General features: G+C 61.9%; 18 protein-coding genes. 6 read left to right on the top strand and 12 right to left on the bottom strand.

Translation table 11 applies throughout. The annotated features are described in order from the left end of the window. Positions 1-105: 105 nt before the first annotated feature. The 5 genes from ACI512_RS24210 (at position 106) to ACI512_RS24190 (ending at position 6,800) form a co-directional block, all read left to right on the top strand. Positions 106-1,350, top strand: a complete 1,245-nt coding sequence (locus ACI512_RS24210) for an FAD-dependent oxidoreductase (protein WP_405121387.1) — start codon at positions 106-108, stop codon at positions 1,348-1,350. Then, positions 1,351-2,157 (top strand): sulfite exporter TauE/SafE family protein, encoded by an 807-nt coding sequence (locus ACI512_RS24205; protein WP_236379509.1) that lies wholly within the window; start codon positions 1,351-1,353, stop codon positions 2,155-2,157. It abuts the gene before it with no gap. A gap of 184 nt (positions 2,158-2,341) precedes the next feature. After that, positions 2,342-3,820 carry a DASS family sodium-coupled anion symporter gene (locus tag ACI512_RS24200; protein ID WP_231809139.1) on the top strand — a complete coding sequence of 493 codons (1,479 nt, stop codon included), beginning with the start codon at positions 2,342-2,344 and terminating at the stop codon, positions 3,818-3,820. A 185-nt stretch (positions 3,821-4,005) separates the two neighbouring features. Further along, positions 4,006-5,652, top strand: coding sequence for an MFS transporter (locus ACI512_RS24195; protein WP_064055301.1), 1,647 nt, complete (start codon positions 4,006-4,008; stop codon positions 5,650-5,652). After that, positions 5,649-6,800 carry an HlyD family secretion protein gene (locus ACI512_RS24190; RefSeq protein ID WP_405121386.1) on the top strand — a complete coding sequence of 384 codons (1,152 nt, stop codon included), beginning with the start codon at positions 5,649-5,651 and terminating at the stop codon, positions 6,798-6,800. Before ACI512_RS24195 ends, ACI512_RS24190 begins: the two co-directional genes overlap by 4 nt. A gap of 77 nt (positions 6,801-6,877) precedes the next feature. Here ACI512_RS24190 and ACI512_RS24185 read toward each other — a convergent pair whose 3' ends face one another. The 9 genes from ACI512_RS24185 to copC all read right to left on the bottom strand — a co-directional run bounded on the left by ACI512_RS24185 (position 6,878) and on the right by copC (position 15,266). Further along, the gene (locus tag ACI512_RS24185; protein WP_236379517.1) at positions 6,878-7,771 is read right to left on the bottom strand and encodes an aldose 1-epimerase; all 894 of its coding nucleotides are present in this window, start codon (positions 7,769-7,771) and stop codon (positions 6,878-6,880) included. Positions 7,772-7,773: 2 nt separating this feature from the next. Further along, positions 7,774-9,054: a TRAP transporter large permease gene (locus tag ACI512_RS24180; RefSeq protein ID WP_015884747.1), complete on the bottom strand. Its 1,281-nt coding sequence runs from the start codon at positions 9,052-9,054 to the stop codon at positions 7,774-7,776. A gap of 1 nt (position 9,055) precedes the next feature. Then, positions 9,056-9,583 (bottom strand): TRAP transporter small permease, encoded by a 528-nt coding sequence (locus ACI512_RS24175; RefSeq protein WP_064055303.1) that lies wholly within the window; start codon positions 9,581-9,583, stop codon positions 9,056-9,058. A 64-nt stretch (positions 9,584-9,647) separates the two neighbouring features. After that, complete coding sequence (locus ACI512_RS24170; RefSeq protein WP_064055304.1) at positions 9,648-10,610, bottom strand: TRAP transporter substrate-binding protein; 963 nt, start codon at positions 10,608-10,610, stop codon at positions 9,648-9,650. A 51-nt stretch (positions 10,611-10,661) separates the two neighbouring features. After that, on the bottom strand, positions 10,662-11,537 hold the full coding sequence (locus tag ACI512_RS24165) for an SMP-30/gluconolactonase/LRE family protein (RefSeq protein WP_405121385.1): 876 nt from the start codon (positions 11,535-11,537) through the stop codon (positions 10,662-10,664). Positions 11,538-11,567: 30 nt separating this feature from the next. Then, positions 11,568-12,386, bottom strand: a complete 819-nt coding sequence (locus ACI512_RS24160; protein WP_015884743.1) for an NAD(P)-dependent oxidoreductase — start codon at positions 12,384-12,386, stop codon at positions 11,568-11,570. A gap of 227 nt (positions 12,387-12,613) precedes the next feature. Then, positions 12,614-13,876 carry an OprD family porin gene (locus tag ACI512_RS24155; protein ID WP_015884742.1) on the bottom strand — a complete coding sequence of 421 codons (1,263 nt, stop codon included), beginning with the start codon at positions 13,874-13,876 and terminating at the stop codon, positions 12,614-12,616. Between the two features lie 163 nt (positions 13,877-14,039). Next, positions 14,040-14,897 carry a copper homeostasis membrane protein CopD gene (gene copD, locus ACI512_RS24150; protein WP_231810498.1) on the bottom strand — a complete coding sequence of 286 codons (858 nt, stop codon included), beginning with the start codon at positions 14,895-14,897 and terminating at the stop codon, positions 14,040-14,042. 3 nt (positions 14,898-14,900) lie between these two features. Continuing rightward, a complete protein-coding gene (copC, locus tag ACI512_RS24145; RefSeq protein ID WP_122811613.1) occupies positions 14,901-15,266 on the bottom strand; it encodes a copper homeostasis periplasmic binding protein CopC in 366 nt (121 codons plus the stop codon). Positions 15,267-15,382: 116 nt separating this feature from the next. On the opposite strand from copC, the gene ACI512_RS24140 reads away from it, so the two are divergent. Next, on the top strand, positions 15,383-16,003 hold the full coding sequence (locus tag ACI512_RS24140) for a TetR/AcrR family transcriptional regulator (protein WP_043205574.1): 621 nt from the start codon (positions 15,383-15,385) through the stop codon (positions 16,001-16,003). A 119-nt stretch (positions 16,004-16,122) separates the two neighbouring features. Here ACI512_RS24140 and preA read toward each other — a convergent pair whose 3' ends face one another. From preA to hydA, 3 genes are all read right to left on the bottom strand, one after another. Further along, positions 16,123-17,400: an NAD-dependent dihydropyrimidine dehydrogenase subunit PreA gene (preA, locus tag ACI512_RS24135; RefSeq protein WP_236379518.1), complete on the bottom strand. Its 1,278-nt coding sequence runs from the start codon at positions 17,398-17,400 to the stop codon at positions 16,123-16,125. Continuing rightward, entirely contained in the window at positions 17,397-18,764 is a 1,368-nt protein-coding gene (locus ACI512_RS24130) for an NAD(P)-dependent oxidoreductase (RefSeq protein WP_236379511.1), read from the bottom strand. Before ACI512_RS24130 ends, preA begins: the two co-directional genes overlap by 4 nt. Before the next feature lie 130 nt (positions 18,765-18,894). Beyond that, positions 18,895-20,334, bottom strand: a complete 1,440-nt coding sequence (hydA, locus tag ACI512_RS24125) for a dihydropyrimidinase (protein WP_046035773.1) — start codon at positions 20,332-20,334, stop codon at positions 18,895-18,897. Positions 20,335-20,897: the final 563 nt, after the last annotated feature.

Here is a 20,897-nt window from a genome sequence, read left to right as displayed (position 1 = left end):
GCTTAAGGGAAAAAAACGGTCCGAGGCAAAGGATCGACCTGTAACGGGACGTGACGCCATACGGCAACGCTCCTTGTGTGCATCGAATTAAAAAGGCGATAGACCATGACCGAACAACACTGGGGCCCTACCATCAGTGGCGATATCGTAGTCATCGGCGGCGGCTCGGCGGGGATCGGCCTGCTGGCCAGCCTGCTCAAGCGCGACCCCCACCTGAATATCACCCTGATCGAGCCGAGCGACCACCACTGCTACCAGCCCGCCTGGACCCTGGTGGGCGGCGGCGCCTACGACCTGGAAAAGACCCGCCGCCGGCTGGCCGACGTACTGCCCAATGGCGTCACCTGGGTACAGGCCGCCGTCACCGAACTGCTGCCGGACGAGCAGACGCTGGTCCTCGACAGCGGCCAACGCGTCACCTGGAACAACCTCATCGTGTGCCCTGGCCTGCGCCTGGCCTGGGAGAAGATCGAAGGGCTGCAAGACACCCTTGGCCAGCATGGCGTCACCTCCAACTATAGTTACCAGCACGCGGCCTATACGTGGCAGTTGGTGCAGCAACTCAAGGGTGGCAAGGCGATCTTTACCCAGCCGGCCATGCCGATCAAATGCGCGGGGGCGCCGCAAAAAGCCCTGTACCTGTCCTGCGACCACTGGCTCAAGCAGGGCGCTCTGAAAAACATCGACGTCGAATTCAACCTGGCCGGCGCCGCGCTGTTCGGCGTGGCGACCTTTGTGCCGCCGCTGATGAAGTACATCGAAAAATACGCTGCCCGCCTGGCGTTCAATTCCAACCTGGTGAAGGTTGATGGCCCGGCACGCAAGGCCTGGTTCGAAGTGAAGGACGCCGCAGGCAATGCGACGGTTGAAGAGAAATCCTTCGATATGCTTCACGTGGTCCCACCCCAAGTCTCCCCGGCGTTCATCCGCCAGAGCCCCCTGGCTGACGCCGCCGGCTGGTGCGAAGTAAACCCCCACAGCCTGCAACACCTGCGTTACCCGCATATCTTCGGCCTCGGCGACGTGTGCGGCACCACCAATGCCAAGACCGCCGCCGCGGCGCGCAAGCAAATCGTGGTGGTCGCCGAAAACCTGCTGGCCCTGCGCAAACAGGCGCCGCTGCCGCTCAAGTACGACGGCTACGGTTCCTGCCCGCTGACGGTGGAGAAGGGCAAGGTGGTGCTGGCCGAGTTCGGCTATGGCGGCAAATTGCTGCCGACCTTTCCCCTGGACCCTACCCAGGCGCGCCGCTCAATGTGGTTCCTCAAGGCCACCTTGCTGCCGTGGTTCTACTGGAACGGCATGCTCAAGGGCCGCGAATGGCTGACCCGCCTGAGCAAGGTGGACTGAATGCTGCTGGCCAGTGTGTTGGGATTATTGATGGGCCTGGTCATGGGCCTGACCGGCGCGGGCGGCGGCATCCTCGGGGTGCCGGCGCTGGTGCTGGGCCTGGGGTTGAGCATGACCCAGGCGGCGCCGGTGTCGCTGCTCGCCGTGGGCGCGGCGGCAGCGGTGGGGGCGATTGACGGTTTGCGCCATGGCCTGGTGCGTTACCGCGCCGCGTTGCTGATCGCGTTGCTCGGCGCGTTGTTTTCGCCGGTGGGGGTGTTTCTCGCCCATCAATTGCCGGAAGCCGCGCTGATGGGCCTGTTCAGCGCGTTGATGGTACTGGTGGCCTGGCGCATGTTGCAGCGCGAAAAACGCGAGGCCGGGCCGAGTGACCATGGCACCGCCTCCTGGGGCCAGAAGAACTGCATGCTCGACCAGCAAACCGGGCGCTTCGCCTGGACCGCCAAATGCAGCGCAACCCTGGCCGCCCTCGGTGCGGTGACGGGAGCGGTGTCCGGCCTGCTGGGCGTCGGCGGCGGGTTCCTGATCGTGCCGGCGTTCAAGCAGCTCACCGATGTGCAGATGCGCGGCATCGTCGCCACCTCCTTGATGGTGATCAGCCTGCTCTCGCTGATCGGTGTGGCCGGTGCGTTCCATGCCGGTGTCCGCATTGAACCGATAGGCTGGGTATTTATCGGCGCAAGCATCGTCGGCATGCTGGCCGGCCGACGCCTGTGTTCGGTGATTCCCGCGCGTACCTTGCAGGTGGGTTTTGCCAGTTTGTGTGTACTGGTTGCTATTGGCATGGTGGTTAAAGCGGCCATCTGATCGGCTCATCCCTTCGTGTCCGCCACCCAGTGCCCAGCACCGTTGTTGAACAATCCGGTCAAGCCCGGCGAGTGGGGGGCCGTATTGAGCCCGCTTTTGGCTTGAGGCGTTGATACCTGTCAACGCAGCCTGTGGCAATCCAGGGCATGCTTGCGGCCTGATTTGAAGGCTGATGGAGCCCGCCATGAACGCCCCCGCCACAACCGCCGCATCATTCAAGTTTCCCCTGGGCCTGGTAGTCGCCGTGCTGGTGATGATTGGGGTGCTGCTGTTGCCGCTGCCCGCTGACTTACCGGTGGCTGGGCACCGCATGCTGGCGATCCTCGCGTTTGCCGTGGTGGTGTGGATCACCGAGGCGGTGTCCTATGAAGCCAGCGCGATCATGATCACCTCGCTGATGGCTTTTCTGCTCGGCACGGCGCCGTCGGTGCAAGACCCTGTCCATCTGATCGGCACCAGCCCGGCCATCAGCATGGCGCTTACCGGTTTTTCCAACCCGGCATTGGCGCTGGTGGCGGGCGCGTTGTTCATCGCCGCCGCGATGACTCACACCGGTCTGGACCGGCGCATCGCCCTGGTGACGCTGAGCCGGATCGGCACGAGTACCCGGCGCATCCTGCTCGGAGCGATTGCGGTGACCATTCTGCTCAGCCTCGTTGTACCCAGCGCCACGGCGCGCAGTGCCTGCGTGGTGCCGATCATGATGGGCGTGATCGCCGCGTTTGGCGTGGACAGACGCTCGAACATCGCGGCCGGCATCATGATCGTGGTGGCCCAGGGCACCAGCATCTGGAACGTCGGCATCCAGACCGCCGCCGCGCAGAACCTGCTGACCGTCGGCTTTATGGACAAGATGCTCGGCCAGCGCGTGTCATGGATCGACTGGCTGATTGCGGGGGCACCGTGGGCGCTGATCATGTCGGCGGTGTTGCTGTTCCTGGTGCTCAAGTTGTTGCCGCCGGAGACCGACAGCATCCCGGGCGGTAAAGAGGCGGTGGCGCAATCGCTGGTGGACATCGGGCCGATGACGGGGCCGCAGAAGCGCCTGTTGACGGTGTCGGTGTTGTTGCTGCTGGCCTGGGCCACGGAAGGGCGTTTGCACAGTTTTGACACCACCTCGACCACGTACGCGGGGTTGGTGTTTCTGTTGCTGCCAGGCATCGGCGTGATGACCTGGAAAGATGTGCAGTCGCGGATTCCTTGGGGCACGGTGATTGTGTTTGGGGTGGGCATCAGCCTGGGGACGGCGCTGCTGACCACCCAGGCGGGGCAGTGGTTGGGGGCTGCCGTGGTGGCTCACACGGGGTTGGATCAGGTTGGGCCGCTGGGGGTGTTTGCGATTCTTGGGGCGTTTTTGATCGTGATTCATTTGGGGTTTGCCAGTGCCACGGCATTGACCTCGGCGTTGTTGCCGATCCTGATTGCGGTGTTGCAGACGTTGCCGGGGGAGTTCAGTCGGTTGGGGATGACGATGCTGCTGGGGTTTGTGATGAGTTATGGGTTTATTCTGCCGATCAATGCGCCGCAGAATATGGTGTGCCTGGGAACAGGGACGTTTACGGCGCGGCAGTTTGCCAAGGTGGGGGTTCTGGTGACGCTAATCGGCTATGCGCTGATGCTGGTGTTTGCCGCCACTTACTGGAGCTGGCTCGGCTGGGTCTGACAGTGTAAAGGTTGTCCCCAACACACTGCAGATGCCATGTGGGAGGGGGCCTGCCCCCGATGGCGGTGTGTCTACTTCGATGACCCATTGTTCCTTCGAAATGACAAGATGAACTCCCCTCAGGTTTACTACTCCCTGAGTAATGGTTTTACCGACATCCTGCGTCGGGTCATCTAGGTCATCGAATGAACACATACACCCCCCACACCTGGGAGCCCCACGAGCGGCCCAGCCTGCCCGGTTCGCCGTCGACGCCGTTGCACCCCACCCATAAGCGTTGGTTGTTCGCGATGGTGGGGGTGCTGGTGGCAATTACTGGAGGGCTGGGTAACGCGCTGGTGATCGCCAACCTGCAATACCTGCAAGGTGCACTGGGCGCGACCACCGCTGAAATGGCCTGGCTCCCCGCCGCCTATGTGATGACCAACGTGTGCATGAACCTGCTGCTGGTGAAGTTTCGCCAGCAGTTCGGCCTGCGCGCATTTACCGAAGTGTTCCTGGTGCTGTATGCGCTGGTGACCTTCGGCCACTTGTTCGTCAACGACCTCAACTCCGCCATTGCGGTGCGGGCGGCCCACGGCATGGTGGGGGCGGCGCTGAGTTCATTGGGCTTGTACTACATGATCCAGGCCTTCCCGGCCAAGTGGCGCTTGAAGTCGCTGGTGCTGGGGTTGGGCACGGCGCAGTTGGCCTTGCCGCTGGCGCGGTTGTTCTCCGAAGATTTGCTGCAAATCGCCGAATGGCGCGGGCTGTACCTGTTCGAACTGGGCATGGCGCTGATCTGCCTGGGCTGTGTATTCCTGCTCAAGTTACCGCCTGGTGACCGCTTCAAGACCTTTGAAAAACTCGACTTCCTGACCTTCGCCATCCTGGCTACCGGTGTCGCGTTGCTCTGCGCCGTGCTGTCCCTGGGCCGCATCGACTGGTGGCTGGAGGCACCGTGGATCGGCGTGGCCTCGGCCTGCTCCCTGGTGCTGATCATGGCTGGCCTGGCCATCGAGCATAACCGCGCCAACCCGATGCTCATGACCCGCTGGCTGGGCAGCGGCGTGATGATTCGCCTGGCACTGGCGGTGATCCTGATTCGCATGGTGCTGTCCGAGCAGTCCACCGGCGCCGTGGGGTTCATGCAGATGTTGAACATGAGCTACCAGCAGATGCACACGCTCTATGTGGTGATGCTGGCCGGGGCGATTGCGGGGCTGGCGGTCAGCGCCCTGACCATCAACCCGGCGCATTTGCTGATGCCGCTGGTGATTTCCCTGGCGCTGATGGCCACGGGGTCGGTGATGGACAGCTTTTCCAGCAACCTCACCCGGCCGCAGAACCTGTATATCAGCCAGTTCCTGCTAGGCTTCGGCGGGACGTTCTTCCTGGGGCCGACCATGGTGCTGGGCACCAAGAACGTGCTGGCCAACCCGCGCAACCTGGTGAGTTTTTCGGTGATGTTCGGCATTTGCCAGAACCTCGGCGGCCTGATCGGCGCGGCGTTGTTGGGGACGTTCCAGATCGTGCGCGAGAAATATCACTCGAGCATGATCGTCGAACACCTGACCCTGCTCGACCCGCGTGTGGCCGCGCGGGTGCAGAGCGGCGGCTCGGCCTACGGCGGCATTGTCGCCGACCCCGAGCTGCGCAACTTGATGGGCATTCGCAGCCTGGCCACGGCGGCGACCCGTGAAGCGAACGTGATGGCCTACAACGATGTCTTCATGCTGATCGCGATCATCGCGATACTGACCATGATCTGGATCTTTATCCGCAGTCTGTGGCTGATGAGCACCACCCAGGCAGCAGCCCCTTCCGTTCAACCCAGCGGCGCTTCTTCATGACCGAACCGACTTCCACCACCACGACCACCAACGCCATCGCTTCCACGCCGGAAGGCAGCACGCCTCCTGGGGCCACGGTGACCGAGCCGCGCTCCTTGCGGGTGCGCATCGTCTCGTCCCTGGGCTTTGCCGCGATTGCCATCGTTGGTGTGTTGATTGTGCTGTATGCCTGGCAATTGCCGCCGTTCAGCAGCGCGGTGGAAACCACCGAAAACGCGCTGGTGCGTGGGCAAGTCACGATTATCGGTCCGCAGCTCAGCGGCTATGTGTTCGACGTGCCGGTGCAGGATTTCCAGTACGTGAAGGCAGGCGATCTGCTGGTGCGCCTGGATGATCGCATCTACAAGCAGCGCCTCGACCAGGCGCTGGCGCAACTGGCGGTGCAGAAGGCGTCGTTGGCGAATGTGGTGCAGCAGCGCAACAGCGCCGAAGCCACGATCAAATTGCGCCAGGCGGCCTTGGTGGACAGCCAGGCGCAGGCGCGCAAAAGCACGGCCGACTTGCGCCGCAATGAAGCGTTGATCAGTGACGGTTCGGTGTCCAAGCGCGAGCTGGACGTAACCCGTGCCGCCAACGCGCAGACCGTCGCGGCGGTGGCCCAGGCCCAGGCCAGCCTGGAAATCGCACGTCAGGACCTGCAGACGGTGATCGTCAACCGCGGTTCCCTGGAAGCGGCCGTGGCGAGTGCCGAGGCGGCGGTGGAGTTGGCGCGTATAGACCTGTCCAACACCCGCATCACCGCACCGCGTGACGGTCAGTTGGGGCAGATTGGCGTGCGCCTGGGGGCCTACGTCAACTCCGGCGCGCAGTTGATGGCGCTGGTGCCCAAGCAGCTGTGGGTGATCGCCAATATGAAAGAAACCCAGATGGACAATGTGCAGGTCGGCCAGCCGGTGACCTTCACGGTCGACGCCCTGAACCACCGCAAATTCCACGGCGCGGTGCAGCATATTTCCCCAGCCACCGGCTCGGAGTTCAGCCTGTTGCAGGCAGACAACGCCACCGGCAACTTCGTGAAGATCGCCCAGCGGGTGCCGGTGAGGATTACGGTGGATCCCGACCAGGCCGAGAGCGAGCGGTTGCGGCCGGGGTTGTCGGTCGTCGTCAGCATCGACACCGCCGGCCGCCTGAAAAATAGCCCACCCTGACATCACTGACACAACACAAATCAAAACTGTGGGAGGGGGCTTGCCCCCCGATAGCGGTGTCTCAGCCACCCAATGTATTACTGATTCACCGCCATCGGGGGCAAGCCCCCTCCCACATTTTGAATGTATTTCAGGTTGAAGGTGAGGTGGGTTGACTGGCCCTGTTCCAGCAGTTTCAAACCGGGCCGCCCCGGCAGATGATGGGCATTCACCGGATGGCTCACCGGCTCGATGCAAAAGAACCCCAACCCCGGCGGGCAATACAGCAGGAAGTAATCCGCGCCGCTCGCCTGGCATTCCAGCGCATACCCCAGCTCCGGTTGCTCGATCCGGCACTGCCCATCCCACTGGCAAAACCCATTGTCCACCAGGCCTTCGGGCAGGTTTTTCAATCCTTGGAAATCCCACTCGCCCGGCACCTGCGCCAACCCTGTCGGCAGCTTGGACACATCACTCATCCACACCTGTGCGGCCTTGGCCCGCAACCGGGTGCCCGGCCGACGCGGAAAGTACGGGTGCAAGCCCACGCCATGCCAGGCGGCTGTTTCGGCCAGATGAGTCACCCGCAGTTCGATACGCAAGGCCCCATCGCTCAAGCGAATACGCTGCTCGGCGCGATAGGCAAACGGCGTGTCACATCGCACTTCCAGCACGGCTTCATCCGCCGACTGGCTGACCACCTGCCACGCTTGCTGCCAGGCCGAACCGTGAATCGGCAGCGGATCGGTCAGGCTGTTGGGCGCGAGTGCCAGCCAACCCTCGGGGTTATCGAAACCGCCGTGGGCAATGCGGTTGGACCAAGGCACCAACGGATAGCACCCCAGCTTGCCCGGCAAACCGGTGAGGATCGCCTGCTCATCGTTATGGCGCAGCAACGGCTGCCCGGTGGCGCGCACCGTCCAATTGACGAGGCTGCCGCCCACGGCCGGATTCACCGTGAGGTGGGTCAGGTTGTCTTCAAGTTCAATCATCATCACAGCACCACGCTGGGCAGCCACAGCGACAGCGCCGGAATGTAGGTCACGGCCATCAGGATCAGGAACAGCACCCCATAGAACGGCAGCAGCGCCTTCACGGTTTTCTCGATACTGACCTTGCCCACTGCCGCCCCCACGAACAACACGGCACCCACCGGCGGCGTAATCAAGCCAATGCCGAGGTTGACCAGCATGATCATGCCGAAGTGCACCGGGTCGACGCCGAGGCCGAGCACCACCGGCAGCAGAATCGGCGTGAGGATCAAGATCAATGGCGCCATGTCCATCACCGTGCCGAGCAACAACAACATGACGTTGATGCACATCAGGATCACGTAGCGGTTGTCCGAAAGGGTCAGGAACATCGTGGTGATCTTCGCCGGGATCTGCATCAGGGTCATGATGTAGCCGAAGCTGGCGGCAAAGGCGATCAGGATCATCACGATGGAAATGGTGCGCACCGTGCGGTGCATCAGCTTGGGCAGCTCGCGCCACTTATAGTCACGGTAGATGAACATGGTCACGAAAAACGCCCAGAGCACGGCAATCGCAGCGGACTCGGTGGCGGTGAAGATGCCTGAGAGGATGCCGCCGAGGATGATCACCATGGCCATCAAGCCCCAGAGTGCGTCGGCGGCGATCTTCAGCGCTTGCTTCAAGGGGATGACGTCGCCCTTGGGGTAATTGCGCTTTTTCGCGAAGATCAGGCACAGCACCATCAGGCAGGCGCTCATCAGCAGGCCCGGTACCACGCCGGCCATGAACAGCGACGCGATCGACACCGTACCGCCCGCCGCGAGGGAGTAAAGCACCGAGTTATGGCTGGGCGGGGTCAGCAGCGCCTGCACCGAACCGCTGACGGTCACGGCCGTGGCGAACTCACGGGGATACCCGCGGCGTTCCATTTCCGGAATCAGCACCGAACCGACCGAGGCGGTGTCCGCCACCGACGAACCGGAAATCGCGCCGAAAAACGTCGAGGCCATGATATTCACCAAGGACAGGCCGCCCCGCACAAAGCCCACCAGCACCCCGGCAAACGCCACTAGCCGCCGCGACATGCCGCCTTCGGCCATGATCGCCCCGGCCAGCACAAAGAACGGAATCGCCATCAGTGAAAACTTGTTCACCCCGCCGGCCACCTGAATCATCAGGGCCTGGAACGGAATGTCGATCCACCACGCGCCGATCAGCGCCGACAGCCCGAGGGCATAGGCCACGGGCATGCCGATCAGGATCAAGGCGATAAAACTGCCCAACAGAATCAATGCGTCCATATCAGGCGGCCCCTTCGCTTTCTTCAACCAGATCGAAACGCACGACCCGACGATTGCTCTGGTCACCGAGCAGGAGTTTTTCCACGACAAAGATCAGCGTCAGCAGGCCGCCAATGGGAATCGGCATATAGGTGATGCCCACGCGCAGGGTGGGGATGGCGCTCATGAACTGGTTCCAGGTGGACAGGCACAGCTTGGTGCCCCAGATGGTCATGAACAGGCAGATGATGGCCATCAACAGTTGTGAGACGACGCCGACCACTTGGCGTTGGCGCGGTGCCAGGCGGTCGGTCACTACCGCCACCGACATGTGGGCCCCCGCGCGGTAACTGGCGGCCGCGCCGACAAAGGTGAACACCAGCATCAGCAGGATGGCGGTGGGTTCCGGCCAACTCGAGCCGGTGCCGAGGATATAGCGGGCGAAGATGCCCCAGGGGATGATCAGTGCGACCCCGAGTACCGAGAGGCCGGCGACCCAGATGCAGGTCATGTAGATGCGGTCGTTGATGCGCAGCAGTAAATTCTTCATGGCGTTCACCGTAACCGGGCGCGTCCGCATGGGCCGCACCGGGCCTTGCTAAGAGGAAGGGACGTTACTGAACGGCGTCGATACGCTTGATGATGTCGGCGTAAGGTGCGCCGTACTTCGCCCGTACCGCTGCGGTGGCGTCATAGAAGGGTTTTTTGTCGACGGTGATGAACTCGACACCGGCCTTTTTGAGTTTTTCCTCACTGCTGGCGGACTTGGCGTCCCACAGCACGCGCTCGTCAGCCTGGGCGGCCTTGGCGGCTTTTTTCACCATGTCCTGTTGCGCGGGGGTGAGTTTGTTCCAGGTGATTTTCGACATCACGATGGGTTCCGGCAGGATCAAGTGCTCGGTGAGGGTGTAGTACTTGGCATTCTGGAAGTGGTTGTGTTCCAGCATGGTGGGTGGGTTGTTTTCCGCACCGTCGATCACGCCGGTCTGCAGGGCGCTGAAGATCTCGCCGGTGTCCATGGCGATGCCGTTGGCACCCATGGCATTAAAGGCGTCGATGAACAACGGGTTGCCTTGCACGCGGATCTTCATGCCCTTCAGGTCTTCGATCTTGCGCACCGGCTTCTTGGTGTAGAGGTTGCGCGTGCCGCCGTCCATCCAGGCCAGGGCGACCAGGCCGAACTCGGAGTCGGTGATCTTGGCGAGGATCTCGTCGCCGATCTCGCCGTCGATGACCTTGCGCATATGGGCCTGGTCACGGAACACGAACGGCAAGTTGAAGACGTTCACGTCCGGGACCACCGGGCCGACGATACCGAGGCTGACGCGGGTCATCTGCACGGCGCCGACCTGGGCCTGCTCGACCACTTCTTTCTCGGAGCCCAGCACACCGCCAGGGAAGTATTTGAAGGTCAGTTCGCCGTTGCTTTCCTTGGTCAGGGCCTTGCCCATGTTTTCTTCGGCCACGACGGTGGGGTAGCCGGCGGGGTGGATGTCGGCGAATTTGATTTCCAGCGCGTGGGCGGCGCTGCTCAGGGCGAAGCATGCAGCGGCGAGCAAGGTGCGTTTGAAGTCCATGGGGTACGTCTCCAGTCTTGTTATTGTTGTATTCAAGGCACAGCGATGCAGCTAGAGGGTGAACGTGGGCTCGGGTAAACCGGTGATGCCAGGGTTGAGGGCGAATACGCCGCCGGCCAGCGACTGCTCACTCTGGTCGTCACGGATCGAGGTGACGTACAGGGTGTCCAGGCGACTGCCGCCAAAGGCGCACATGGTGGGTTTTTTCACCGGTACGGTGAGGGAACGGTCGAGACGCCCCTCGGGGGTGAAGCGGTGGATGAGCCCGGCGTCGTTGGCGCAGATCCAGTAGCAGCCATCGGCATCCACGGCGGCGCCGTCGGGGCGGCCGAGGTGCTTGTGCATGTCGACGAACACGCGGCGATTGGACGGCGTGCCGGTCTCGATGTCGTAATCGAAGGCCCAGATCTGTTGCACCAGCGGGTGTGAATCCGAGGCGTACATCGTGCGGCCATCGGGGCTGAAGGCCAGGCCGTTGAGGGTGATGAAACCGTTCAACTGGGCATGGGGCAATGAACCCGATGCATAGCGATAGAGGATGCCTTCGGCTGCATTCGCGCCCATGTTCAGCACCATGCTACCGGCCCAGAAACGGCCCTGGCGATCACAGCGGCCGTCGTTGAGGCGCATGTCCGGGCGAGGGTGCGCGACGCTCGCCAGAGACGTGGTGTCGAGGCTGCCGTCGTTGTGCGGGGTGAGTTGGAAGAAGCCGGTTTCCATCCCCGCGACCCAGTTGCCCGCGTCGGTGCGGGCGATACAGGCGAGCATCTGCGGGGCAGTCCAGGCGGCAACGTGGCCGGTGTCGGCGCTCCAGCGTTGCAGGCCACCGTTGGGAATATCCACCCAGTACAGGGCGTTTTCCTCCGGCACCCACACCGGGCATTCGCCCACGGCATTGCGGGCGTCGACAATCAATTCAGCGTTCATGGCAACTCATTCCCTTGGGTTGTTGTGCGCTCAGTCACCGAACGGCCCAGCGGCGCAGAACGCACCGCCCTGATAAACCTTGGCCGGGTCGTCGGCGGCGACCGGTGGCTGGGTTTCGACCTGCGCGCGGAAGACTTCGGAGCTGTCTTTGGGGGCGTAGCCCAGGTGTGCGGCGTAGCGGTTGTCCCACCAGGTGTCGAGGTTATCCGACATGCCGTAGACCACGGTGTGGCCGACGTTCGGTGTGTAGAGCGCGCGCTCAAGCAGTTGAGTGAGGTCGTCGAAGCTCAGCCAGGTGTGCATCATCCGACGGTTCTGCGGTTCCGGGAACGATGAGCCGATGCGGATACTGACGGTCTCGATGCCATAGCGGTCGAAGTAGAAGCTCGCCATGTCTTCGCCGTAGGACTTGGACAGGCCGTAGTAGCTGTCCGGCCGGCGAGGGGAGTGGGCGTCGATTTTCTCGCCTTGTTTATAGAAGCCGATGACATGGTTGGAGCTGGCGAAAATCACGCGCTTCACACCGTGGCGGCGGGCGGCCTCGTAGATATGGAAAATGCCGCTGATATTGGCGCCGAGGACTTCTTCGAACGAACGCTCAACCGAAACGCCGCCAAAGTGCAGGATCGCATCGACACCTTCCACCAACTGGTGCACGGCGTGTTTGTCGGCGAGGTCGCAGGTGTGCACTTCTTCGGACGCGTCGGCAGCCGGGGCCATGTTGGCGATGTCGGACAGGCGCAGCACGTGGGCATAAGGACGCAGGCGTTCACGCAGGACTTTACCCAGGCCGCCGGCGGCGCCGGTGAGCAGTAGGCGGTTGAAGGGAGCGGGGGTGGTCGTGGTCATGGGGATTCCAAATTTTTGTTGTAGGTTGTCGTATGACTATGCCGAAGTATTGTGAGTGATCCCCCAGGTTGTCAACGTTCTTCCAGACGAATGAGATTCAAAGGTGGGAGGGGGCTTGCTCCCGATAGCGGTGTGTCAGCAGTGCATTCGGTGCCTGATACACCACCATCGGGAGCAAGCCCCCTCCCACAGGGGTTGTGCACGGGTTTTCAGGTCATCAACAACTTTTAAAGCAACGAGATCGGATAGCTGATAAAGATCCGGTTCTCATCAAACTCGTTGTTGCTGAAATCCCGACGCATGGTCGAGTTGCGCCACTTCACGTTGAGGTTCTTCAGTGCACCGCTCTGCACCGTGTAGGCCAGTTCCGATTCACGGCCCCATTCCTTGCCATCGGTGATCGCGCCGGTGTGCACATTGCTGCCGCTGATATAGCGGTTCATCAGGGTCAGCCCCGGCACGCCGAGCACCACGAAGTTGAAGTCGTGACGCAACTGCCAGGATTTTTCCTTGGCATTGTCGTAGCTGGCGTTGTAGCTGTCGTTGGCCAGGGTGCCGCCGCTGGTGCCGTTGATGCGCATCCAGGCGCTGTCGCCGGTGAGTTTCTGCAAGCCCACGTAGAAGGTGTGACCGTTGTATTTGGCCGAAAGCAGGGCGAAGGCGGTCTTGTTATCGAGGTCGCCGGCCAGGGCGCTGCCGTCTTCCTTGCCGTTGAAGAAGCCGAGGTTGGCGCCCAGGGTCCAGTCGCCCACCGGCTGGCTGTGGGTGAGGTTGAAGTATTGCTGCTGGTAGATATCGGTCAATTCGGCGTACCACAGGCCGACCTGGGTGCGCTTGTCGTTGAAGGTGTATTCGCCGCCGCCGAAGTTGAAGCGGTCGGAGGTAAACGCGGCCCTGCCGTTCATGAACATGTCTTCCATGCTCGCGTCGTTGCGCGGGCTGTTGCCGCGAAACTGGCCGCCATAGAGCGTCAGGCCGGCGATCTCGTTGGAGGTGACCTGGCCGCCACGAAAGGTCTGGGGCAGTGAGCGGCCATCGTCGGAGCGCAGAATCGGCAGTACCGGCATCCATTCGCCGACCTTCAATTCTGTCTTCGACAGTTTTGTCTTCAGCGCCACGCCCAGGCGCCCGAAGTTATCGGCAGGGCGGCCGTCGTCGTGGATCGGCAGCAGTTGCGTACCGCCAGTGCCTTTGCCGCCATCCAGCTTTTGCGAATACAGGCCCAGCACATCAATTCCGAAACCCACGGTGCCCTGGGTGAAGCCGGACTTCGCATCGAGAATGAAGCTCTGCGTCCACTCTTCGGCCTTGCCCTGGGGGTTGGTCGGGTTGGTGAAGTTGCGGTTGAAGTAGGCGTTGCGCAGGTTGAGCGTGGCCTTGGCGTCGTCGATAAAACCTTCGGCGTGGACGCTGGGGGGGAGGGTGAACGCCAGGCTGCCGAGCGCGATGAGGCCGATACACGAGGACGAATTGCGGGCGAATTGACTCACGGTGGAGCTCCCTTTCGTTTGTTGTTTTTATTATTTGTTATACGTCGTCGTACAACATCGATCGGGATATTTGCGGGGTTTTCAGGGCTTGTCAACTGGAAGTTATAGGATGACTGGCTCGATCTTGGTCAAAAGTGGGCAGGGTCAAGGTGGGCGGGGGGAATCAGCCTGCCAGAACCATGGGCGGCAACGTACCCAGCAGAGAAACGGCCGCCACCGCTGAAACACCTAGTAACCATTCCAGCGTCACGCTGGACTTCAAGCTGCCCAGTCGCTCGTCACAACGCTCCAGGCGCAAACGATTCAGCAACGCCAGCGCCAGCATGCCCAGCACCAACATCACCTTGATCAGCAAGATCAACGCAAACCCATCGAACAGCGGTGTGGGCCACAGTTGCCCGGTGAGCACGCGCACATTGATCAGCCCGGTCATCAGCAAGCCCGTCACCAGCCCATAACCCACACCGCTGAAGCGCCGCAGGATCGGTTCCAGCGCGAAGTGTTGCGGCTGCCTGAGGATCAGCACCAGCACCAACAACCCGCCGAGCCAGGCGCCGACGCAGACCAAATGCACCACCTGGTTGAGGATCAGCAATTGCCCGCTCAGGCCATCGAGCATCGCGCCATGGCCGACGGGAGCGAGGGTTGCCAGCAGCAGCGCGATCAAGGGCAGGCGCAGCGCCGCCCAGGGTCTGATCAGCACCATTACCAGCAACAGGTTGAGCAACAGATGCCAGGCCCAGACCTGGCCAAAAAACGTCTTGCCCAACACCAATTGCACGGTGGCCGGTTGCAGCGCCGCGTCCCAACTGCCGGCCATGCTGGCGGTGATCAGTATCAACCACGCCACGCCAGAGATCAGCCCGAGCCAGGCCAAGGCGCGCGTGATGCGCAGCAACTGCCGGTCCAGCGCCGGCTGCGGTTCAGCGCCCAGCAGCCAGGGCCTGAATACGCAGGCCCCGAACATCAGCAACACGACGATGAAATGCAGGAAACGGCACAGCACCAACAGCGTCGCCATGGGTTATTGGCCGACCTTGAAGCTGTATTCGCCGTTGCTCTTATGGGTGTCGACCGACACCGCGTTCCACACCACTTTGTAGTTCCCGGCGGCAAGAGGGGCGGCCGGCGTGACCACCAGGGTTTTCTTGTCGGCGTCCGGGGTTTCCAGGCCCTTGATGGCGACTTCGGTACCGTCCTTGCTCAGGGACACCTTGGTGAACGTGGCTTCGACGCCCTCGCTGAAGGTCAGGCGCAGGTCGGCAGGGGCGGCGACGGTGCTGTCGGCGGCAGGGGTAGCGGTTTTCAAGTGGGCATGGGCAAATGCGGCTGAGGCGCCCAGCAGGGAGGCGAGCAGGGCGACGGCAGTCAGGGCTTTCTTGATCAACATTGGGCAATACCAATCAATGGATAGGAGCCGGGAGTGTACGAAGTTTCGACTTCGCTTGTCGCCCCGATCTAGAGCGGATGGTAGTCTTTGGGGCATGTCGTCGTCAGGGAGCCCTTATGGGCAATCACAAGATCGGAATTCGTCGGGTCAACGTCGAGAAAATCCTTTTGGCGGCGGAGAAAATCTTCGCCGAAAAGGGCTATGGCAGCACCGCCATGGCCGATATCGCGCAAGAAGTGCAACTGCCGCGCTCCAACCTGCATTACTACTTCACCACCAAGAGCGAGCTTTACAGCGCCGTGCTGTTCGACCTGCTGGAAGTGTGGAAACAGGACGCCCTGAGCTTCGAAACCTTCGATGACCCACGGGTGGTGCTCAGCAGTTATATCCGCGCCAAAATGCAGCGCTCGCGTACGCGGCCGTATGGCTCGAAAGTCTGGGCCAACGAAATCATCCATGGCGCGCCGACGCTCGGCGAGGCGCTGGATGAAAGCCTGTACGACTGGGCCAAGATGAAGGAAGCGAAAATTCGCCAGTGGGTGGAAGACAAACGCATCCTCCCGGTGGAGCCGTCGAGCCTGCTGTACATGATCTGGGCCTCGACGCAGCACTACGCCGACTTTGATCATCAGGTGAAGATCCTGAATGATCACCAGCCGTTGTCGGACATGCAGTTCGAGAGGGCAATACAGACGGTGACGGGTGTGATTTTGCGCGGGATTGGGTTGGAGCCTTGATCTTTGTTGGGGCTGAGGGCCTCATCGGGGGCAAGCCCCTCCCACACCTGACTGCATTTCACCTGAAAGAATGCGGTCGAATGTGGGAGGGGGCTTGCCCCCGATGGCGGTCTAAAGGCCTACACAGCCTCCCTGTAGGGATTCCTCGGATCCTGCGTCCAATTCAAGAACGGTTTGCCCGTGTCGATGGGCACCATCTCGATACAGTCCGCCACCGGACAGGTGATCTGGCACAGGTTGCAGCCCACACACTCGTCATCAATCACTTCGTATTGATGCGTGCCATCCGCCTGCTTCAAACTCGCGATCGCCTGGTGCGACGTATCCTCGCAGGCGATATGGCAACGCCCACAACCAATGCAGGCTTCCTGATCGATCTTCGCAATCACCTGATAGTTGATATCCAGGTACTTCCAATCCGTCGTATTGCCCACCGCACGACCGGAAAATTCCTGCAGGCTGGTGTAACCCTGACTGTCCATCCACCGCGACAGCCCGTCCTTCATCTCGTCCACGATCCGAAACCCATGCAGCATCGCCGCCGTGCACACCTGCACCGCGCCGGAGCCTAGGGCGACGAATTCCGCCGCGTCGCGCCAGTTACCGATACCGCCGATGCCGCAGATCGGCAGGCCTTGTGTTTGCGGGTCACGGGCGATTTCGGCGACCATGTTCAGCGCAATTGGCTTCACCGCTGAACCGCAGTAGCCGCCGTGGGTGCTCTGAGTGCCGACCATCGGCAGGGCGACCATGCGTTCCAGGTCCACGCTGGTGATGGAGTTGATGGTGTTGATCAGCGACACCGCGTCGGCCCCCCCGCGATACGCCGCCCGCGCCGCGACGCGGATGTCGGTGATGTTCGGCGTGAGCTTGACGATCACCGGCAGCGAGCAATACGTCTTGCACCAGCGCGTCACCTGTTCCACATACTCCGGCACCTGGCCCACCGCCGCGCCCATGCCACGTTCGGGCATGCCGTGGGGGCAACCGAAGTTCAGTTCGATACCGTCGCAACCGGTGGCTTCCACCCGCGGCAGGATGTTTTTCCAGGACTCCTCAACGCACGGCACCATCAGCGACACGATCAGCGCTCGATCCGGCCAGTCCTTTTTTACCTGGGTGATTTCCCGCAGGTTGATCTCCAGCGAGCGGTCGGTGATCAACTCGATATTGTTGATGCCCAGCACTTCGCGGTTGGCGCCATAGTGCGCCGAGTAGCGGGAGGACACGTTGACCGCCGCCGGGTCTTCACCCAGGGTTTTCCACACCACGCCGCCCCAGCCTGCTTCAAACGCGCGAACCACATTGTAGGCTTTGTCGGTGGGCGGCGCGGAGGCCAGCCAGAACGGGTTGGGGGCCTTGATGCCGGCGAATACAATCGAGAGATCGGCCATTATGCAGCCTCCACATTCAGCATGAGTTGGGCGTGCATGGCTTCGGCGGCCAGCTTGCCATGTTGCACGGCCTGCACGGTGAGGTCCTGGCCGAGGCTGACGCAGTCGCCACCGGCGTAAACCCCGGGAATACTGGTGCGCAGCTGCTCGTCGACGAAGATGCGCTCGCCCACGCGGTGCAGCTGTTGTGCCAGTGGATCGTGCAGTGCCTCGCTGTCAAAACCCTGGCCGATGGCCTTGAAGATCGCATCGGCAGCCAGTTCGAAGGTTTCGCCGGTGGGTTGCAGGCGGCCGTTGTCCAGGCGCGTGCGGACGAAACGCATGCCGCGCACATGGCCCTTGTCATCCAGCAGCACTTCTTCGGGTTGGGCCCAGGTCAGCAGGCGCACTTGGTTGGCCTTGGCGATGTCCTGTTCATGGTGGGTCGCGCCCATGTCGGCCAGGCCTCGACGGTAGACGAGGTTGACGTCGCGGGCGCCGAGGCGGGCCATTTGCACGGCCATGTCGATGGCGGTATTGCCGGCACCGAGCACGATGCAGCGGTCGGCCAGGGGCAGTTGTGTGAGGTCATCGGCCTGGCGCAGTTCGCGGATGTAGTCGGTGGCGGCGAGCAGGCCGGGGGCGTCCTCGTGGGGCAGGCCCAGCTGTTTGCTCGCGGCCAGGCCGAGCCCCAGGAATACCGAATCGAATTGCTGATGCAGTTCGCTGAGGGTGAGAGTGTCCCCCAGGCGCTGGCCGTGGCGGATCTCGATGCCGCCGATCTGCAGGAGGAAGTCCAGCTCTTTCTGGGCGAAGTCGTCCACCAGTTTGTACTTGGCGATTCCGTATTCATTCAGGCCACCGGCTTTCTCGCGGGCTTCGAAGATCACCACGTCATGGCCGTGCAGGGCGGCGCGATGGGCGCAGGCCAAACCGGCAGGCCCGGCGCCGACCACGGCGATGCGCTTGCCGGTGGGGGCGGCGCGCTGGAAGGGGTGTTCGCTGAAGTGCGCGTTGTCGATGGCATAGCGTTGCAGCAGGCCGATCAGCACCGGGGCGCATTCTTCGGCGTTATTGCGCACGCAGGCCTGCTGGCACAGGATCTCGGTGGGGCACACCCGCGCGCAGCTGCCGCCGAGGATGTTGGCCGAGAGGATTTTCTGCGCGGCACCTTGCACGTTGTCGGTGTGGATGTTGCGGATGAACGAGGGGATGTCGATCTCGCTGGGGCACGCGTTCACGCACGGCGCGTCGTAGCAATACAGGCAGCGCGAGGCTTCCAATTGCGCCTGGCGTGCGTTGAGGGGCGGTGCCAGGTCGGTGAAATGGCTGGCGAGGGTGGCTCCATCCTCAACGGGATGGGGGAGGTGGGTCAGGGTCTGGATCACGGTGGTGGCCTCACGGTTATTGAGGTGCTGCCTCTGCTGGGCAGTGGTTTTTGTGTTGCCTGTACTGGCCTCATCGGGAGCAAGCCCCCTCCCATATTGGGTGGGAGGGCGCTTGCTCCCGATAGCGGTCTCAGCGGTTCACAGCAACCGGCTTGGAATGCGCTGCCCGCTTGCTCAACTGCTCAAACACCGCCGGGTACGCCGGCCGCTCCACATACCGCCCCGCACCGCGCTCGGCCCTCAGGTCGCCATCGGCCCAGACCAGCTTGCCCTGGCTGATGGTGTGGCTCGGCACACCGCGCACGGTCTTGCCTTCGAAGATATTGAAGTCGACCTGCTGGTGATGGGTCTTGGCGGAAATGGTCCGTGTACCCTCGGGGTCCCACAACACCAGGTCGGCATCCGCACCCACGCGGATCGCGCCTTTGCGCGGGTAGAGGTTGAAGATCTTCGCGGTGTTGGTGGAGGTCAGCGCGACGAACTCCTGCATCGACAGGCGCCCGGTGTTGACGCCTTCGTCCCACAGCAGCGCCATGCGGTCTTCGATGCCGGCGGTGCCGTTGGGGATCTTGCTGAAGTCGTCTCGGCCGGCGGCTTTTTGCTCGGCGCAGAAGCAGCAATGGTCGGTGGCGGTGGTGTGCAGGTTGCCGGATTGCAGGCCATGCCACAGCGCCTCCTGATGCCCGCGCGGGCGGAACGGCGGGCTCATCACGTAGCCGGCGGCGGTTTGCCAGTCGGGGTGTTGGTAGACGCTGTCGTCCAGCAGCAGGTGGCCAGCGAGGACTTCGCCATACACCGGTTGGCCCTTGCTGCGCGCATAGGTGATCTCATCCAGCGCTTCTTTGGTCGACACGTGCACCAGGTACAGCGGCGTGCCGATAGTCTCGGCGATGCGGATCGCGCGGCTGGCCGCTTCACCTTCAACCTGGGATGGGCGCGACAGCGGGTGTGCTTCCGGCCCGGTGATGCCCTGGGCCATCAGCTTGCGTTGCAGGTGGTACACCAGCTCGCCGTTCTCGGCGTGCACGGTGGGCACCGCGCCCAATTCCAGGCAACGCTCGAAGCTGGCGACCAGGGTGTCGTCCGCCGCCATGATCGCGTTTTTGTAGGCCATGAAATGCTTGAAGCTGTTGATGCCATGGTGGCTGACCAGCTCAGCCATTTCCTCGCGCACCTGCTCGCTCCACCAGGTAATCGCCACATGGAAGCCATAGTCGGACGCGGATTTTTCCGCCCAGCCGCGCCACTGGTGAAAAGCGTCCATCAAGGATTGCTGCGGGTTGGGGATCACAAAGTCGATGATCGACGTAGTGCCCCCCGCCAGGCCTGCTGCCGTGCCACTGAAAAAGTCTTCACTGGCCACGGTGCCCATGAAGGGCAGTTGCATGTGGGTGTGGGGGTCGATGCCGCCGGGCATCAAATATTGACCGCTGCCATCGAGTATCTCAGTGCCGGCGGGAACGTCCAGGTTCGTGCCAATGGCGCGAATTAGACCGCCTGCGCATAACACATCGGCGCGGTAACTTTCATCATGGGTAATAACGGTGGCGCCACGGATCAACAGCGACATGTCGAGTTCCTCACAGGCTTGACCGGCTTGTGCCAGTTCTAAGTGTTGTAATGCTGCTTACCGATGGTCGGTTAATTCCTGTCATCGGTGACAGGAATAGAAACTAGCCCGAGTTTTTCGATTGGGCAAGAAGATTTTTTATAAGCTTATACCGTGTTTAATTTGTTGATTTGTAAGGTAAAAATTTATAAATCACCAAAATGTGGCGGCCGCTCACCATTTTGACGCACTTGACAGGTTCGCAAATTGAGCAACATTTCTTATTGCAAATCAGACGCTTGAGAGATGCCTCTTGACGAAGACAGTTAATAAAAATAATTGTGTTGCACCAGATTGAGTCCGGAGGGTTCGGGCAACTTACGCATTATTTAGCCTGAGTAACGTGGCAAGTACCGCGGGCTCAATCGGAAAGCTGATTAACATCAGCCAGTTATATAAGCGGTACGGGTTCGAGGGCCGTAGTCGGCACGGTTATTGAGTGCAGTGGCGGCTGGCCGGGTCCGTGATGTCATGTTGTTTATGAGGTACTCCGGCCATCCGGCGCAGCGCGTTGGATGAGCAAC

The sequence above is a fragment of the Pseudomonas petroselini genome (assembly GCF_045037875.1).
Classification (GTDB): Bacteria; Pseudomonadota; Gammaproteobacteria; order Pseudomonadales; family Pseudomonadaceae; genus Aquipseudomonas; species Aquipseudomonas petroselini.
Note: the sequence above shows the minus strand (reverse complement) of the source record. Positions and strands in the feature narration are given on the sequence as shown.

Bases quoted from the DNA above. Each gene is read 5' to 3' on its own strand.
- ACI512_RS24210 (WP_405121387.1), top strand. From the start codon at position 106: ATGACCGAACAACACTGGGGCCCTACCATCAGTGGCGATATCGTAGTC.
- ACI512_RS24205 (WP_236379509.1), top strand. From the start codon at position 1,351: ATGCTGCTGGCCAGTGTGTTGGGATTATTGATGGGCCTGGTCATGGGC.
- ACI512_RS24200 (WP_231809139.1), top strand. From the start codon at position 2,342: ATGAACGCCCCCGCCACAACCGCCGCATCATTCAAGTTTCCCCTGGGC.
- ACI512_RS24195 (WP_064055301.1), top strand. From the start codon at position 4,006: ATGAACACATACACCCCCCACACCTGGGAGCCCCACGAGCGGCCCAGC.
- ACI512_RS24190 (WP_405121386.1), top strand. From the start codon at position 5,649: ATGACCGAACCGACTTCCACCACCACGACCACCAACGCCATCGCTTCC.
- ACI512_RS24185 (WP_236379517.1), bottom strand. From the start codon at position 7,771: ATGATTGAACTTGAAGACAACCTGACCCACCTCACGGTGAATCCGGCC.
- ACI512_RS24180 (WP_015884747.1), bottom strand. From the start codon at position 9,054: ATGGACGCATTGATTCTGTTGGGCAGTTTTATCGCCTTGATCCTGATC.
- ACI512_RS24175 (WP_064055303.1), bottom strand. From the start codon at position 9,583: ATGAAGAATTTACTGCTGCGCATCAACGACCGCATCTACATGACCTGC.
- ACI512_RS24170 (WP_064055304.1), bottom strand. From the start codon at position 10,610: ATGGACTTCAAACGCACCTTGCTCGCCGCTGCATGCTTCGCCCTGAGC.
- ACI512_RS24165 (WP_405121385.1), bottom strand. From the start codon at position 11,537: ATGAACGCTGAATTGATTGTCGACGCCCGCAATGCCGTGGGCGAATGC.
- ACI512_RS24160 (WP_015884743.1), bottom strand. From the start codon at position 12,386: ATGACCACGACCACCCCCGCTCCCTTCAACCGCCTACTGCTCACCGGC.
- copD (WP_231810498.1), bottom strand. From the start codon at position 14,897: ATGGCGACGCTGTTGGTGCTGTGCCGTTTCCTGCATTTCATCGTCGTG.
- copC (WP_122811613.1), bottom strand. From the start codon at position 15,266: ATGTTGATCAAGAAAGCCCTGACTGCCGTCGCCCTGCTCGCCTCCCTG.
- ACI512_RS24140 (WP_043205574.1), top strand. From the start codon at position 15,383: ATGGGCAATCACAAGATCGGAATTCGTCGGGTCAACGTCGAGAAAATC.
- hydA (WP_046035773.1), bottom strand. From the start codon at position 20,334: ATGTCGCTGTTGATCCGTGGCGCCACCGTTATTACCCATGATGAAAGT.